Origin of the sequence: Gordonia sp. ABKF26, assembly GCF_041103195.1 — a bacterium.
In the GTDB taxonomy this organism is placed as follows: Bacteria; Actinomycetota; Actinomycetes; order Mycobacteriales; family Mycobacteriaceae; genus Gordonia; species Gordonia terrae.
On record NZ_JBGCVZ010000003.1, the window covers coordinates 5,468,330 to 5,483,626 of the forward strand.

The window sequence follows — 15,297 nt, forward strand, 5'->3', positions numbered from 1 at the left end:
CTACGTGACTACGCTCACACTGTTTCCCCGTACTGACGTCGGGTCACCTTACTGTTGAGTGACCGCCGTCGACAGCGAAAGGCCCTTGTCACCGATGTCCTCCACCGTCCAGGCATTCCCACCCTCCGACGAGTTCGCCGCCCAGGCCAACGGCACCGCCGAGATGTACGACCATGCCGATGCCGATCGCCTCGAGTTCTGGGCCGAGCAGGCCCGGCGGCTGGAGTGGGCCACCGATTTCACCACCACCCTCGACTGGTCCGACGCACCCTTCGCCAAGTGGTTCGTCGGCGGCAAGCTGAACGTGGCCGTCAACTGCGTGGACCGCCACGTCGCCGCAGGAAAGGGCGACCGGGTCGCCATCCACTGGGTCGGCGAACCCGGCGACACCCGTGATCTCACCTACAGCCAGTTGCTCGCCGAGGTCAGCAAGGCGGCCAACTACTTCGCCTCCATCGGACTGGTCGCCGGCGACCGCGTCGCCATCTACATGCCGATGGTCCCCGAGGCCCTGATCTCGATGCTCGCCTGCGCCCGCCTCGGACTGACCCATTCGGTGGTCTTCGCCGGCTTCTCCTCGGGCGCGCTGCGCTCACGCGTCGACGACGCCGAGGCCAAGCTCGTGATCACCACCGACGGCCAGTACCGCCGCGGCCAGCCGGCGCCGCTGAAGACGCAGGTCGACGAAGCGCTCGGCACCGGCGAGGACGCCGCGAAGTCGGTCGAGAAGGTCCTGGTCGTGCGTCGGACCAACCACGACCCCGACCTGAACTGGGTCGAAGGCCGCGACGTGTGGTGGGAAGACACCGTCGACGAGCAGTCCGACACCCACGAGGCCGAGGCGTTCGACGCCGAGCACCCGCTGTTCCTGCTCTACACCTCGGGGACCACCGGCAAGCCCAAGGGGATCGTCCACTCCTCGGGCGGCTACCTCACCCAGGTCAGCTACTCGTTCCACTACGTGTTCGACCACAAGGAAGGCCGCGACGTCTTCTGGTGCGGTGCCGACATCGGCTGGGTGACCGGCCACTCCTACCTCGTGTACGGCCCGCTCTCCAACGGCGCGACCGAGGTCGTCTACGAGGGAACACCCAACTCCCCCAACGAACACCGCCACTTCGAGATCATCGAGAAGTACGGCGTCACCATCTACTACATCGCGCCGACGCTGATCCGCACCTTCATGAAGTGGGGCCGCGAGATCCCCGACGCCCACGACCTGTCCACCATCCGGCTGCTCGGCAGCGTCGGCGAACCGATCAACCCCGAAGCCTGGAAGTGGTACCGCGAGGTCATCGGCGGAAACTCCGCGCCCATCGTCGACACCTGGTGGCAGACCGAGACCGGCGCCATCATGATCTCGCCGCTGCCCGGCGTCACCGCGACCAAGCCGGGATCGGCGATGAAGCCCCTGCCCGGCATCAGCGCCAACATCGTCGACGACCAGGGCAACCCCGTCGGTGCGGGCGAGCAGGGCTACCTCGTGCTCGACCAGCCGTGGCCGTCGATGCTGCGCGGCATCTGGGGCGACGACGAGCGATTCCGCGAAACCTACTGGTCCCGCTTCGCCGAGCAGGGCTGGTACTTCGCCGGTGACGGCGCCCGCTACGACGAGGACCACGCCCTCTGGGTCCTCGGACGTGTCGACGACGTCATGAACGTCTCCGGCCACCGCATCTCGACCGCCGAGGTCGAGTCCGCCCTCGTCGGCCATTCCGGTGTCGCCGAAGCCGCGGTCATCGGCGCCGCCGACGAGACCACCGGCCAGGGCATCGTCGCCTTCGTCATCCTGCGCGAGGGTGTGGAGAACACCGGTGATCAGCTGATCGCCGAACTGCGCCAGCAGGTGTCGGTGGAGATCTCACCGATCGCCAAGCCCCGCGAGATCAACGTCGTGCCCGAACTGCCCAAGACACGGTCGGGCAAGATCATGCGCCGCCTGCTCAAGGACGTCGCCGAAGGTCGCGAACTGGGCGACACCTCGACGCTCGTCGACCCGTCGGTGTTCGAGGCGATCCGCGCGAAGAAGGCCTGATCGGGCCCGGACGACCGCTCCCCCGCGAGCACTACTGTGTCGATGCGCCGCCGGCGGACTCCCGCCGGTGGCGCATCGCACGTCCGGGGAACTCACCGACGCACCCGAGGGTGGGGCACCACCTCAGCGGCACTCGCATGGCAACATAAGGCGCATCTGCCGAACAACGGAGGATTCTGTGAGCCCCAACGAGCACGGCCTGCCCGACGCGGGCCGGGACTCCGTCCCGTCGATCCCGCTCTCCGACGCGAACGCCGGCCACAACGGCGAGCCGACCATCGGAAGCCTGGTCAAGGACGCGACCACCAGCGTCTCCACCCTGTTCCGATCCGAGGTCGCGCTCGCCAAGGCAGAGCTCGTCACCGAGGCGAAGAAGGCCGGCACCGGCACCGGGCTGCTGATCGTCGCCGGCGTGATGGCGTTGTACTCCAGCTTCTTCTTCTTTTTCTTCCTGGCCGAGTTGCTCGACGAATGGGTCTGGCGCTGGCTGGCCTTCCTGATCGTGTTCCTCATCCTGGTCCTGGTGACCGTGGTCGCCGCGTTCGTCGGGTATCTGTTCTTCAAACGCGTGCGCGGCCCCAAGAAGACGATCGAGTCGGTCAACGAACTGCCGACCGTCCTGCCGAACCGTCATGCGACACACGAGACCACCCACCCGAGAATCCCGCCCGCCCGCGAAGGCTGATCCGTGAGCGAGGAGCCCGACCCCTCGAGCGTTCGTCTCCCGGGCGACTGGGAGCACTTCGACGTCCGCGCCAACGGAGTCCGGTTCCACGCCGTCCAGCCCGCGGGCGTCCCTGCAGGAGACCGTCCACTGGTGTTGTTACTGCACGGCTTCGGCGAGTTCTGGTGGAGTTGGCGGCATCAACTGACCGCACTCACCGACGCCGGATTCCGCGCCGTCGCCGTCGACCTGCGCGGCTACGGCGACACCGACAAGCCGCCGCGCGGCTACGACGGCTGGACCCTGGCCGGCGACACCAACGGCCTCGTCCGCGCACTCGGGCACTCGCGCGCCACCCTCATCGGGCATTCCGACGGCGGACTGGTCTGTTGGGCGACCGCGACCCTCCACCCACGGGTCGTCGACCGGATCGTCGTCATCGCGTCCCCCCATCCGCGCGCCCTGCGCCGACGAGTACTGCGCGACAAGGCCCAGCGGTCCCGGTTCCTGCCGCTGTTCCTGCGCAATCAGATCCCGCGTCTCGGCGAACGTCAGGTCACCCGCGACGACGCCGCCTTCGTCGCCGACTACTTCGCGGAACGGTCGTCGGCTCCCTGGCGGGCCGAGCCCGACTACGGGCACACCGTCGAGCTCAATCGTTCGGCCATGCTGATCCCCAACGTCGCGCACTGCAGCCTGGAGTACCGGCGCTGGGCGTTCCGTTCGCAATTCCGGCCCGACGGCGCCCGCTTCATGGAACTCATGGATCAGCGACTGCACCTGCCGGTGCTCGCCCTCCGCGGCCGCGACGACCCCTACATCCTCGACGACGCGATGGCCGACAGCCACCGGTGGGCTGCACACCAGCTGTACCGGCAGGTCGAGGGCAGCGGTCACTTCGTCCACCAGGAACAGCCGGCCGCGGTGACCGGGCACATCATCGAGTTCCTGCGCCACGAGCCCGAACCCACCGCGGACGGCACGCGCCGATCGGCGCGGAAGGTCAGGCGAGGACGCAGCGCTGTGTACTCACCCGCTCGCTTCGCCGCTCGGATTCGTCGAAGTCGGAGCGAACCTGACGGGCGGTGAGCACGAAACCGGTCTCGTCGGCCGCGTTCTCGGCCGCCCCGAACACCACGCCGAGCACCTCGCCGTCCGAGTTGAGCAGCGGTCCACCCGAATTGCCCTGCCGGATCAGACCACGCACGGCATAGACCTCACGGGTCACCTGCCCGGTGCGGTAGATGTCGTCGCCGGTGTGGGCGAACACCGCGCGAACCCGCAGCGGACTCACGTAGAAGGGTCCGGCCTCGGGGAAACCGAGCGCGATCGCGTCGTCCCCGGTCGACGCGGGCCGTGAGGCGAACCGCAGGGCAGGCGCACGCAGACCCGGGACGTCGAGCACCGCGATGTCGTTCTCGCTGTCGAAGAGCACCACGCGCGCCGGGAGCTGCGCCCCGGTCGAGGTCTGCACCTCGAGCCGCTCGGTACCCGCGACCACGTGCGCGTTGGTCATGACCCGCTCGGGCGACACGACGAACCCGCTCCCCTCGAGCGCCTGCCGGCAGCTCGGCGCGACGCCCTCGATCTTCACGACGCTGGGACGTGCCTGCGTCACCACCGGCAGTTCGGCCAGCGCCTGGTCCGGCGGGTCGACATTCGTCGACGGGGTGCTGACGAACGGGAGCTTCGGGAGCCCCGAACTGTCCAGGAGCGCCTTGAAGTCGTCGGGCAGGTCGTCGACCCACTGCGGCGACACCGCGTCGACGCCGGTCAGCACCTTGGAGTCACGCACCGCCCCCGCGATCGCCGGGTCCGCCGACTCCCGCAACGGGATGGCCAGCAGGCCTGCGGCCAGCAGCACGGCGACCACCTGCAGGAGCGAGCCGACACCACTGTCGACGGCACGCAGCCCGGGCGACCGGATACCACCGCGAGCCGCGCGGCCCAGAACCATGCCCGCGACCTCGCCGACGACGACGAGTACGACGAGCACCAGGATTCCGGCGAGCACCCGCACCTGCAGGTCGTCGAACCGTTCGATCAGGCGCGGCGCGAGCAGCAGACCGGCCACGGCGCCGAGCGCGACACCGATGAACGCCAGGGCGGATGCGACCGCACCCGATCGGTACCCGCTGGCCGCGGCGAGCAGCGCGATGCCGATCACGATGATGTCGACCCAGGTCGAGCCGGTCACCGGGGACCACCCGACTCGGCGTTGCGGGCATCGACGACGTCGCGGTCGTCCGGGTGGAGTTCGGCGAAACCGGATTCCTGACGGCTGCCGGCGAGTTCGATCATCTTCTCCAGCGAACGCACGTCGTCCTTGTCCCAGGGGCGGTCCCAGCCGGACACCTCGCTGATGGCGGCGACGAGCCCACCGGTGAAGCCCCACACGAGCAGCCGGTCGACGAAGAAGGCCGGACCCTTGTAGACGATGCCGACCGCCTTGCGACGGACCTGGAATCGGTTGTCCGGGTCGAGCAACTCGCGCAGGTTGATGCGGTCCACCCGCGCGGTCTCGCCCTCGTCGACGACGCGCACTTCGCTCGGACGGTGCCAATAGCCGATCACCGGGACGACGTCGAACCCCGAGACCCCGACCGGAAAGCTGGGGAGGGTCGCGAGGATGCTGACCCCGGAGGCATCGAGGCCGGTCTCCTCGGCGGCCTCACGCAACGCGGTGCCCACCGGGAAGTCGTCGCCCGGATCGGCCGCACCGCCGGGGAACGCGACCTGCCCGCTGTGTTGGCGCAGCGTCGGCGCACGCTCGGTCAGCAGGACCTCGGCGTCGGCGGGCACACCGCCGGGATGGTCGTCGGCCGACTCCCACGACCCGGAGAACAGGATCAGGACCGCCGCCGACCGCGACTTCGTCGGCAGCATCGACGCCCACCGCGACCGGTCGCCGCCACGATTGTCGACACTCCTGGTGACAGCGGTGACATCCTCGGTGAGAGCTCGTAGCCAGGGTGGGATCTCCGCACGCGGGACCAGCGGACCCGCGTCCGCGCGCGGCCGCCCGCTCATATCCGCACGCCCAGGTGCTCGGCCACCGAGTCGGCGATCTCCTCCGGGCTGTCGAAGACACCGGGATAGACCTCGGCCACCGTGCCGTCGGGCCTGAGGAAGACGGTCGACGGGAACACCCGCGGCGCGCCGATGGCCGCGGCGACCTTCCCGTCGAGGTCGAGCACGGACGGCAAACGGACTCCGATCTCGGTGAGCAGCGTCAGCGGGAAGAACGGATTGCTACCGCCCTCCTTGGCGTGCAAGGCCAGCACGGTGACCCGGTCCCCGGCGCGCGCGGCGAACTCTTCGAAGTAGGGCAACTCGGTCTTGCACGGACCGCACCACTGCGCCCACACGTTGATCACCAGCGGGCGGCCCGCAGTCGACGCACCGAGGTCGTACGGCGCGCCGGTGCCCAGACAGGGCTCGACGACACCCTCGAGGACGGAATCGGGTGACTCCGGCAGACCCGTGACCGGGCACTCAGGCAGTGCGGCGGCTTGGCGCGCCTCCGCCACCCGCGACTCGTCGACCGGGGCGTCGATCGGGCGGGTTCCACTCGCCGACGACGGCGTGCCGGTCATCGGCGCCGGATCGTCCCCGCGCGGCCAGATCGCGACGATCAGGGCGATCATCACGATCACGAAGACGACGGTCCACCGCGCGACAGGGGGAAAACGCGAATCCCGCGACGACGGACCCGCTTCGGTCCCTGCGCTCTGGTCTGTGTCCGTGGTGTCGTTCACGGGGCGGCGATCCCGGCCAGCGCGAGGAGATGCTCGGTCTCCGGCCCCTTCACCAGAGCGGCGGCGTCGGCCTTGTCCATCGGACCGGTCCCCACCGACGGGCAGTCCTTGGCGAGGATGCACACGCCGCAGGCCGGCTTGCGCGCATGACACACCCGGCGGCCGTGGAAGATGATCCGGTGTGACAGGTCGGTCCACTCGCGCCGTTCGATCAGCTCGCCGATGGCGTGCTCGACCTTCACCGGATCGGTCTCCTCGGTCCACTGCCAGCGTCGGACCAGGCGGCCGAAGTGGGTGTCGACAGTGATCCCGGGAACGCCGAAGGCATTGCCCAGCACCACGTTCGCGGTCTTCCTCCCGAATCCGGGCAACGACACCAGGTCCTTCAGGTTGTTCGGCACCTCCCCGTCGAACCGCTCGACGAGGGCCTGGCCGAGTCCCATGATCGAGTTCGCCTTGTTCCGGTAGAACCCGGTCGGGCGGATCATCTCCTCGAGCTCGGTGCGGTCGGCACCGGCATAGTCCGCGGCCGTCCGGTACTTCGCGAACAACGCCGGGGTGGTCTGGTTCACGCGGACATCGGTGCACTGTGCAGACAGGATCGTCGCCACCGAGAGCTCCAGCGGATCGGTGAAGTCGAGCTCGCAGTACACGTGCGGGAAGGCGACCTTCAGGGTGCGGTTCATCCGTCGCGCGCGCCGGACCAATCCGAGATGGGTCTCCTGCTTACGTGCCGGGGCCGGGCCCGTGGCAGCGGTCTTGCGTGCGCTCACCTGATTCAGGTTAGCGATGTGCAGCGGCAATCCCGATTCCAGCGGCTCCAAGCACACCCCGGCCTGCCGGCACCACGTCGGAATGCCCACCGTTTGCGCAGTTCAACGCGGGTTTTCCGCCCTGCGCGAAGTCCTCCGGCCGGTCGCGGGGATCAGCTCACCCACAACCTACGGTCAGGTAACAAGTCAGTGACGGCGGCACTCCGGATGGGGATTCCGGCGGGTCCATTGTGTTTACTGGTCCCCATGCACGGTCTCGCGGCGCTGCTGTTCCCGGCTGTACTCATGCTCTTCGCCATGGGCATGGACAAGGTCCAGTCCCGGATCGACCGCACGGCGGTCTCCCGCGACGAGGTCGAGGACTTCCTCGACTCGGCCGACGCCCAGAACGTCCAGACCCTCGCCCGCGAGGGGATGCCAGCCGCACTCGACGAGCTCCGCGACCGACGCGTCACGCGTCACGAATCGGCCGTCGCCGACCACGCCGCGTCGCCGCAGCGGGCCAGCTGATCGGTCACCGCGAGTCCGCCTCCACCTCGCACCGGACGCCACGTCGACACCTCGACGACGGGACACACGCGCAATGAGCTTTCAGTGACCCATCCAACACATATGCTTGTGCGCGGGGTAGCGTATCCAAGGGCGCGATCTGACGCGTGGCTGTAGCAAAGATTCGAGAAAGGTTCCCTAGGTGGAAGAAGTACTGGCGCGGGCGGGCATATTCCAGGGCGTCGAGCCCTCCGCCGTCGCGGCGCTGACCAAGCAGCTTCAGCCCGTCGACTTCCCTCGCGGACATGTGATCTTCCACGAAGGCGAGCCCGGGGATCGGCTCTACATCATCATGTCCGGCAAGGTGAAGGTCGGCCGCCGCTCCCCTGACGGACGCGAGAACCTGCTGACGATCATGGGACCGTCCGACATGTTCGGCGAGCTCTCCATCTTCGACCCCGGCCCGCGTACCTCGTCCGCGACGACCGTCACCGAGGTGCGTGCGGTGTCGATGGACCGCGACGCGCTCAAGGCGTGGATCAAGGACCGCCCGGAGATCGCCGAGCAGCTGCTGCGCGTCCTGGCACGCCGCTTGCGCCGCACCAACAACAACCTCGCCGACCTCATCTTCACCGATGTCCCCGGTCGCGTCGCCAAGCAGCTCCTGCAGCTCGCACAGCGCTTCGGAACCCAGGAGGGCGGCGCCCTGCGCGTCACCCACGACCTGACCCAGGAAGAGATCGCCCAGCTCGTCGGGGCGTCGCGCGAGACCGTCAACAAGGCGCTCGCCGACTTCGCCCAGCGCGGATGGCTGCGCCTCGAGGGCAAGAGCGTCCTCATCGCCGACTCCGAGCGTCTCGCGCGCCGCGCGCGCTGACCCTTCGAGACGCTCGCTACGCTCGCTCCTCAGGGAGCAGATGTAGGGCGCCGCGCTCGCTCCTCAGGGAACAAACAGCGAGGCACACCGACACGAACAGAAGGCCGCCGGCTCCACGAGCCGGCGGCCTTCGTCGTGGTCAGGCCTCGCGCAGGTACTCCAGCTGTGCTTTCACCGACATCCGGGCGGCGGGCCACAGCTTCTTGTCGACGTCGGCGTACACCTTGCGCACCACCTTCATCGGCTTCGCGTCCCGGGCCGAGACCCCCATCGTGTCGAGGGCGGCGACGATCTGGTCGATCCGCTCCTCGCGATGGGCTTTGTAGTACCGCGCGACGGGTCCGAGGTCGGGATGGTCCGGACCGTGCGCCGGGAGCAGCGCCGCCCCCTCCCCGTCGACGATGAGGCGGTTCAGCGAGTTCAGGTAATCGCGCAGCCCACCGTCGGCGGGATCGAGCACGGTCGTGCCACTCCCGAGGATCGTGTCGCCGGTCAGGACCGCGCGCTGCCCCTCGTGTTCGACGAGGAAGCTGACGGAGTCACCCGTGTGCCCGGGCGTGGACAACACCGTGATCCGCAGGCCCGCGGCCTCGATCACCTCACGGTCGCGCAGCGGTGTCCCGCCGCGACAGTACTTCTCGAGACGAGCGCGCACCGGAGCACCGGTGCGCTTGTGCAGACGCGACACCCCGCCGGTGTGATCGAAGTGCCGGTGGGTCACCAGCACCAGCGAGACCCCGGGCAGCTCGGCGAGGCGTCGGGCATGGTGCTTGTACTTCGGCGGCCCCGGGTCGACGACCACGCACTCGTCGCTTCCGGGCGCACGGAGCACATAGGTGTTCGTACCATCGAGTTCCATCATCCCGGAGTTGTCGCACAGCAAGACCGACGCGAAGGGGGTCACTTCGCGAAGCACCCCGTAGGCCGGGTGCGTCGGTGCGGCGTCATTCGGTGAGCTCATGGTCTCCGAGCCTATCGACTCGGCCCGGACGGCCGGGCGAAGCCCGACGATCCGACCACGCCGAGCCGAACGGCCCGATCAGTTCTCGCGGACCTGGGTGCCGTTCACGTGATGCTCGTCGGCGGATCCGTCGACCAACGTCGGCGCCACCTGATCCTGCAGACTCCGCAGGAGCGCGGCACCCTGGGTGATCACACCGGTCATGATCTCGTTGACCCCTTCGGCGCCGTTGTACACGGTGAGATTCGCGGTGCTGAGCCCCTTGGCGACCTCGCCGACGAGCGTGGGCAGGGCCTCGATGAGCTGCTGGTCGAGGGCGATCCGATTGTGCTGCGCGGCGGCCGCCGACTGGATCTCGACCGCCTTGGCCTCCGCCTCGGCGATGATCTGGCGGCGCAGCGCCTCGGCCTCGGCCGGTTTCACGACCTCCGAGATCAGTTCCTGCTCACGGAGTTCGGCCTGCGCCTGCGCGAGCACGGACTGTTCACGGATGACCTCCTGGTTGACGCGGGCTTGCGCGAGTGGACCGGCCTGGGCGGCTTCGGCATTGGCCTTGTCGGTCTCGGCCTTGATCGCGGCCCGCTTGATCGCCGTCTCCCGCTCGTAATCGGCCTGATTGCGCAGCGACTCCTGCTGCGCCTTGGCCGACTCCTGGTCTGCGCGAGCCCGTTCGACGGCGGCCTCGCGCTGCACCTTGGCGATGTTGGGAGCGGCCAGCGCATTGATGTAACCGGAGTCCATGTCGTCGATCGACTGGATCTGGAACGAGTCGACGACCAGGCCGATCGATCCCATCTCGCGCTTCGAGGCATCGAGCACCTGACGGGCCAGGGTGTCGCGTTCGCGGATGATCTGTTCGACGGTCATCGAGCCCACGATGGACCGCAGATGGCCCGAGAAGATCTGTCCGGTCAGCTGGTTCATCTCGTTCTCCTGCTCGGAGATGAACCGTTGTCCGGCATTCACGATCGACGCCACGTCGTTGCCGACCTTGTGGGCGATGACCGCCCGCACGTTCAGCTGGATGCCCTGCGTCGTCACGCACACCTCGCGAATCGTCGCCTCGTGCAATGCCATCGACAGGAAACGGACCTTCCGGAAGAAGGGCATGACCCATTTGCCGTGCCCCACCACCACGACGAACGGCGCGTTGTCGGCCTCGGATTTGGCGCCGGAGATCAGCATCGCCTCGTCGGGTTCGGGAACGTAGTAGCCGAGCATGGTCTCTCCTCGAGAGGCAGGCGGTAGGTGTCGACGTCAGATCCTGCCTCATCCGGGACGTTTCGACGATCGGTTGTTCACATGGTTCGGTCCGCCGTGCCCGGGACCGGCATCCACGGTTCGACGTCGACGATTCGGCCGGGCCGTTCGGCGATCACCAGTACGGGCGCGTCGAACCCGATCGGTTCGACGGCGCGTGCCAGGAACCTCTCGGTTCCGCCTGCCAACGGCAACTCGATCTCCCCGAGAACCTCACCGCCCGGTATCGACATCGTCACCGTTCCGGTACGCCCGACGAGATGCGACGCTGTCATCCGACGGCCTCCCCTGTGTTCCCGAGCAGTGTGTCGAACCCTAGGCCATCACGGTCCGACGCCGGTCGCGGACACCGTCGAGCACGACGTAGGCCGCGGTCACCACCGCGATCACCGCGGCACCGAGAACCAGCGCCGGGTATCCGAAGGCACCGACGACGATCCCGGCGAGCGCGCCCGCGGCCGCTCCGGCGAGACTCATCGAGGTATCCGAAACGCCCTGCGCCGGTGCACGTCGTGCGGTGTCCACACTGTCGGTGAGCAACGTCGACGCTGCGACCGTAGACGCCGACCATCCGATGCCGAGCAGGACCAGGGCCACGACGAGGCCGGTCTGCGACTCCGCGAAGACGAAGCCGACGACGCAACTGACGACGAGTACCGCCTGACCGCCGAGGATGACCGGGACTCGCCCCGCCCGGTCCGAGAGCAGTCCCATCACCGGTGCGAGCGCGTACATCCCGGCGATGTGCGCGCTGATCGACAGACCGACCAGGGTCACCGAGGCGCCGCCGTGATGCATGTGGACCGGCGTCAGCGCCATGACCCCGACCATGACCGCATGCGCCGACACCACCGCAGCCATCGCCGCGCGGGCCGGCGGTGTGTGCACGATCGCCGAGAACCCCTCGGCCAGCGACACTCTGGCACGCGATCCACCGGTCGCGCCGATCGCCACGACGAGGGGGTCGGGACGCAACCCGACGAAGAGCACGGCGGCGGCGCCGAAACACCCCGCGGCGCCGACGAGGAACGGACCCGACAGCTCGGTCATCGCGAACCACCCCGCGACGGTCGCACCGAGCGGGACGACCGCGGGTCCGATCACCGCGCCGACCATCGTCGTCCACACCACGAGTGAGAGATCGCGCCCCCGTGTTCCCGGCGACGACAGATCGGTCGCGGCGAACCGCGCCTGCAGACTCACCGCACTGCCCGACCCCAGTCCGGCCATGCCGATGAGCATCAGCACGAACCAACCGTGGTCGACCGCCACCGCCACGGTCAGGGTCCCGAATCCGGCGATCAGCAGACCGGTGGTCAACGCGGGACGACGACCGCGCCCGGCTGCCAGGGACGCCAGCGGGAGGCCCGCGGCAGCCGCACCGAGAGTGACCACAGTGGTCGGCAGACCGGCCAGCGAGTCCGTCCCCGACAGTTCCTCACCGAGGATCGCGCCGAGCGCCAGCGCCCCACCCATCGACAACCCGCCCAGGACCTGGGCCACACAGAGCAGCACGACGGTTCGCCGTTGCAGGGCGACAAGCGAACTCATGATCGCCGCCGACCCGCCCCGCTTCTCATCCGCAGCGCGTTGACCGTGCCGAGCACGCCCGCGGCCAACGGGATCACGAGTGCCACCTGGAGCGCGACCGGTCGCACCTCGGTGTTGATGCGGATGATCTCGTCGCGAACGTCCGCGGGCTGACCGGCCAGCAACTCGGTCAGCTGCGTGTTGCTCATCACCTGCGCGTCGTCGTCGAGTACTCGAGCCACCTGTTGCTGTTCCGCGGGTGCCAGGACCGCACTGGACTCCGCCTCGCGGACGAATCCGAAGGCGAGCGACGCCAGCAAGATCGCGCCTGCGCCCGCCAGACCGAAGGACAATCCGAATGACCCGGCCGCAGAGTTCGTCCCGGCGGCCTCGCTCACGCGTTCGTCGCTGATCGGCCCAAGCGTGTAGTCGTTCAGCTGCGAGACGAGCAGTCCCAGACCGGCACCCGCCACGATCAGCGGCACGATCAGACCCCAACCGAAATCCGCCCGCGGCACGATCGGGAGGAGGACGGCGACACCGAGCGTGAGCAGCCCGAAACCGGCGAGCACGATCGTCGACGGGGGCCGGGTGTGCGTCCGCCGCCCGGCGAGCAACGCGACCACGAACATGCTGAGCGACAAGGGTGCCAGTGACAGCCCGGCTTCCATGGCGTCGTACTCGAGGACCATCTGGAGATAGATCGGCAGCGAGATCATGATGCCGCCGAGTGCGATCTGCTGGAGTAGCTGCTGGCTGACGCCCAGACGAAACGGCCTCGAGCGGAACAGATCCGGGTCCAGGAGAGTGGGTCGGCCGGCGCGGCGCCGGCGAATCAACCACCAGGTGAGGCCGACCAGACCCGCGGCTCCGACCACGAGCAGGATGCCAACCGCCTCACCGCCCTCCTGCCAGACGAGGATCCCCAAGACGATCCCGCCCATCCCCAGCACCGACAGCAGCGCTCCGATCGGGTCGACTCCGCGCGGCCCGGTGTACGCGACATCGCGGACCAAACCGATTCCACACAACACGATTGCGATGATGACGACTTCGGCGACGAAGGCCAGGCGCCACGAGAGGTACGTCGTGATGAATCCGCCCAACAGCGGGCCGACCGCGGCCGCGATCGCCGCCGCGGCGCCCACGAGGGCGTACACCCGCTTCTGATCGTCGCCCTGGAAATTGCCGTGTACCAGCGACTGCATCGCGGGAAGGAGGAGCGACGCCCCGATCCCACCGATGATCGCCCAGAAGACGATGATCGTCGTGAGTCCCTGCGCGAGGGCCATGGCGGATGCGCCGACGGCGTAGGCCAGCAATCCGATGACGTACGCCCGCCGCCGGCCGATCAGATCGCCGACCTTGCCGCCGATCAGGATGAACGCCGCGGACACCAGTGCCTCCAGGGCGATCGCCGACTGCACCCCACTCACGGTCGTGTCGAGATCGCGAACCACCGCCGAGATCGACACGTTCATGAACGAGGTGTCCACGACCAGAACGAACATCGCCATCGCGAGCAGCAGCGCGAGCACCCGCTGCTTGCCCGACAGCGGAGCCGCGGTTTCCGAAGTCGCCGAATCGCCCATGGTGCACCGCCTCCACGACAGCCGCGTCACGGCCCGTCCGCCGCGGGCTCGACGAGGAGAGCATAGATCGGCCGGAGCCGTTCCACCCGCCTGTTGCGACGCCCGGCGGCGTTCACCCCGCGATGAGGTCGTACCCGAGCTTCCCCACCATCACCACGACGATGGCCAGCAGGACCCACCGCACGAACGAACTACCCCGTCCGATCGCCATGTGGGATCCGATCTGGGCGCCGATGACGTTGGCGACGGCCAACCCCAACCCCAACAGCCACAGGACATTTCCCTGCAGGCCGAATACCGTGAGCGCACCGAGGTTGGTGCCGGTGTTGACGACCTTCGCCATCGCCGAGCTCTCCAGAAAGCTGGTACCGACCAGCGCGGTCAGGCTGATGATCAGGAACGTGCCGGTCCCCGGTCCCATCACCCCGTCGTAGAAGGCGACGACGACGCCGGCCACCACGAGACCGGCGATCGTCGACACGCGCGAGCGCGGGCCCGCCGACGCGTCACCGCCGAAGCCCGGGTTGAGCGCGACGAACAGTCCGACGCACACCAGCATCACCAGCACGATCGGCGTGAAGATCTCGGTGGGCAGGGCCACGGCCACCGTTGCACCGAGCGCCGAGAAGAACAGCGCCGCGACGAAAACCGGGATCAGCCGACGAAGATCGACCCGGACATGACGCGTGTAGCGCCATGCCGCCGACGCGGTGCCGAACACCGCGGCGAGTTTGTTGGTCCCCAGGGCCGTCGCGGTGGGCAACCCCGGTTGAACGATCAACATCGCCGGGATCAGGACGAGTCCACCGCCGCCGACCACGGCGTCGACCCAGCCCGCCGCGGCGGCCGCGGCGATCAGGAGTGCGACGTCCAAGGCGGACGTCAGGCCACTTCGACGATCAGTTCCACCTCGACGCACGCACCGAGCGGCAGTTCGGCGACACCGACGGCAGAGCGGGCGTGCACCCCGGCGTCACCGAAGATCTCGCCGAGGACATCCGAGGCTCCGTTGATCACGCCGGGCTGACCGGTGAAACCGGGGGCGGACGCGACGAACCCGACGACCTTGATCACCCGCACGATCGAGTCGATCCCGACCAGCGCGTCGATCGCCGCCAGTGCGTTGAGCGCGCAGACCCGGGCTGCCGCAGTCGCATCCTCCGGTTGAACGATGCCCTCGGCGCCCTCGTGGACCTTGCCGCGCGCCGACAGCTCGCCGTCGACGACGGGCAGCTGACCCGAGGTGTAGACGAGGTTGCCGGTGCGCACCGCCGGGGTGTAGCTCGCCACCGGCGGCACCACGGACGGGAGCTCGATGCCCAGCTCGACGAGACGATCGGTCCACGTGGTCGCCATGG

Annotated in this window: 16 protein-coding genes; 5 read left to right on the forward strand and 11 right to left on the reverse strand. The window is 68.6% G+C overall.

Annotated elements, in window-relative coordinates:
- Positions 1–94 precede the first annotated feature (94 nt).
- The 3 genes from acs to AB4Z55_RS25425 all read left to right on the forward strand — a co-directional run bounded on the left by acs (position 95) and on the right by AB4Z55_RS25425 (position 3,788).
- Positions 95–2,035, forward strand: coding sequence for an acetate--CoA ligase (gene acs / locus AB4Z55_RS25415; protein ID WP_101820997.1), 1,941 nt, complete (start codon positions 95–97; stop codon positions 2,033–2,035).
- A gap of 178 nt (positions 2,036–2,213) precedes the next feature.
- A complete protein-coding gene (locus AB4Z55_RS25420; RefSeq protein WP_004022097.1) occupies positions 2,214–2,720 on the forward strand; it encodes a phage holin family protein in 507 nt (168 codons plus the stop codon).
- Positions 2,721–2,723: 3 nt separating this feature from the next.
- On the forward strand, positions 2,724–3,788 hold the full coding sequence (locus AB4Z55_RS25425; protein ID WP_004022096.1) for an alpha/beta fold hydrolase: 1,065 nt from the start codon (positions 2,724–2,726) through the stop codon (positions 3,786–3,788).
- Here the strand turns inward: AB4Z55_RS25425 and AB4Z55_RS25430 are convergent.
- From AB4Z55_RS25430 to nth, 4 genes are read right to left on the reverse strand one after another with little or no spacing between them, the layout of a single operon-like run.
- Positions 3,703–4,896: a MarP family serine protease gene (locus tag AB4Z55_RS25430; RefSeq protein ID WP_004022095.1), complete on the reverse strand. Its 1,194-nt coding sequence runs from the start codon at positions 4,894–4,896 to the stop codon at positions 3,703–3,705. The two genes, AB4Z55_RS25425 and AB4Z55_RS25430, sit on opposite strands and share 86 nt — an antisense overlap.
- A complete protein-coding gene (locus AB4Z55_RS25435) occupies positions 4,893–5,729 on the reverse strand; it encodes a CoA pyrophosphatase (RefSeq protein WP_369520900.1) in 837 nt (278 codons plus the stop codon). Before AB4Z55_RS25435 ends, AB4Z55_RS25430 begins: the two co-directional genes overlap by 4 nt.
- Positions 5,726–6,457, reverse strand: coding sequence for a TlpA family protein disulfide reductase (locus AB4Z55_RS25440; RefSeq protein ID WP_369520901.1), 732 nt, complete (start codon positions 6,455–6,457; stop codon positions 5,726–5,728). The genes AB4Z55_RS25435 and AB4Z55_RS25440 overlap by 4 nt, the downstream gene beginning before the upstream one ends.
- Positions 6,454–7,143, reverse strand: coding sequence for an endonuclease III (gene nth / locus AB4Z55_RS25445; RefSeq protein WP_231895996.1), 690 nt, complete (start codon positions 7,141–7,143; stop codon positions 6,454–6,456). Before nth ends, AB4Z55_RS25440 begins: the two co-directional genes overlap by 4 nt.
- A 333-nt stretch (positions 7,144–7,476) precedes the next feature.
- On the opposite strand from nth, the gene AB4Z55_RS25450 reads away from it, so the two are divergent.
- Positions 7,477–7,740 (forward strand): hypothetical protein, encoded by a 264-nt coding sequence (locus AB4Z55_RS25450; RefSeq protein WP_004022090.1) that lies wholly within the window; start codon positions 7,477–7,479, stop codon positions 7,738–7,740.
- 181 nt (positions 7,741–7,921) lie between these two features.
- Positions 7,922–8,596, forward strand: a complete 675-nt coding sequence (locus tag AB4Z55_RS25455; protein WP_004022089.1) for a Crp/Fnr family transcriptional regulator — start codon at positions 7,922–7,924, stop codon at positions 8,594–8,596.
- Between the two features lie 139 nt (positions 8,597–8,735).
- Here AB4Z55_RS25455 and AB4Z55_RS25460 read toward each other — a convergent pair whose 3' ends face one another.
- From AB4Z55_RS25460 to AB4Z55_RS25490, 7 genes are all read right to left on the reverse strand, one after another.
- On the reverse strand, positions 8,736–9,557 hold the full coding sequence (locus tag AB4Z55_RS25460) for an MBL fold metallo-hydrolase (RefSeq protein WP_239401946.1): 822 nt from the start codon (positions 9,555–9,557) through the stop codon (positions 8,736–8,738).
- A gap of 78 nt (positions 9,558–9,635) precedes the next feature.
- Positions 9,636–10,778, reverse strand: coding sequence for a flotillin family protein (locus AB4Z55_RS25465; RefSeq protein WP_239401948.1), 1,143 nt, complete (start codon positions 10,776–10,778; stop codon positions 9,636–9,638).
- A 77-nt stretch (positions 10,779–10,855) separates the two neighbouring features.
- Positions 10,856–11,092, reverse strand: a complete 237-nt coding sequence (locus AB4Z55_RS25470) for a hypothetical protein (RefSeq protein ID WP_354561411.1) — start codon at positions 11,090–11,092, stop codon at positions 10,856–10,858.
- Between the two features lie 40 nt (positions 11,093–11,132).
- Positions 11,133–12,368 (reverse strand): MFS transporter, encoded by a 1,236-nt coding sequence (locus AB4Z55_RS25475; RefSeq protein WP_239401950.1) that lies wholly within the window; start codon positions 12,366–12,368, stop codon positions 11,133–11,135.
- Positions 12,365–13,939 carry an MFS transporter gene (locus AB4Z55_RS25480; RefSeq protein ID WP_354561412.1) on the reverse strand — a complete coding sequence of 525 codons (1,575 nt, stop codon included), beginning with the start codon at positions 13,937–13,939 and terminating at the stop codon, positions 12,365–12,367. The genes AB4Z55_RS25475 and AB4Z55_RS25480 overlap by 4 nt, the downstream gene beginning before the upstream one ends.
- 112 nt (positions 13,940–14,051) lie before the next feature.
- Positions 14,052–14,813 (reverse strand): TSUP family transporter, encoded by a 762-nt coding sequence (locus AB4Z55_RS25485; RefSeq protein ID WP_239401954.1) that lies wholly within the window; start codon positions 14,811–14,813, stop codon positions 14,052–14,054.
- Positions 14,814–14,821: 8 nt separating this feature from the next.
- Positions 14,822–15,295, reverse strand: a complete 474-nt coding sequence (locus AB4Z55_RS25490; protein ID WP_101821005.1) for a RidA family protein — start codon at positions 15,293–15,295, stop codon at positions 14,822–14,824.
- Between the last annotated feature and the right edge of the window lie 2 nt (positions 15,296–15,297).

Coding starts and splice junctions, on each gene's coding strand:
- AB4Z55_RS25465 (WP_239401948.1), bottom strand. CDS start 10,778: ATGCTCGGCTACTACGTTCCCGAACCCGACGAGGCGATGCTGATCTCC.
- AB4Z55_RS25480 (WP_354561412.1), bottom strand. CDS start 13,939: ATGGGCGATTCGGCGACTTCGGAAACCGCGGCTCCGCTGTCGGGCAAG.
- nth (WP_231895996.1), bottom strand. CDS start 7,143: ATGAACCGCACCCTGAAGGTCGCCTTCCCGCACGTGTACTGCGAGCTC.
- AB4Z55_RS25470 (WP_354561411.1), bottom strand. CDS start 11,092: ATGACAGCGTCGCATCTCGTCGGGCGTACCGGAACGGTGACGATGTCG.
- AB4Z55_RS25490 (WP_101821005.1), bottom strand. CDS start 15,295: ATGGCGACCACGTGGACCGATCGTCTCGTCGAGCTGGGCATCGAGCTC.
- AB4Z55_RS25435 (WP_369520900.1), bottom strand. CDS start 5,729: ATGAGCGGGCGGCCGCGCGCGGACGCGGGTCCGCTGGTCCCGCGTGCG.
- AB4Z55_RS25475 (WP_239401950.1), bottom strand. CDS start 12,368: ATGAGTTCGCTTGTCGCCCTGCAACGGCGAACCGTCGTGCTGCTCTGT.
- acs (WP_101820997.1), top strand. CDS start 95: ATGTCCTCCACCGTCCAGGCATTCCCACCCTCCGACGAGTTCGCCGCC.
- AB4Z55_RS25460 (WP_239401946.1), bottom strand. CDS start 9,557: ATGAGCTCACCGAATGACGCCGCACCGACGCACCCGGCCTACGGGGTG.
- AB4Z55_RS25450 (WP_004022090.1), top strand. CDS start 7,477: ATGCACGGTCTCGCGGCGCTGCTGTTCCCGGCTGTACTCATGCTCTTC.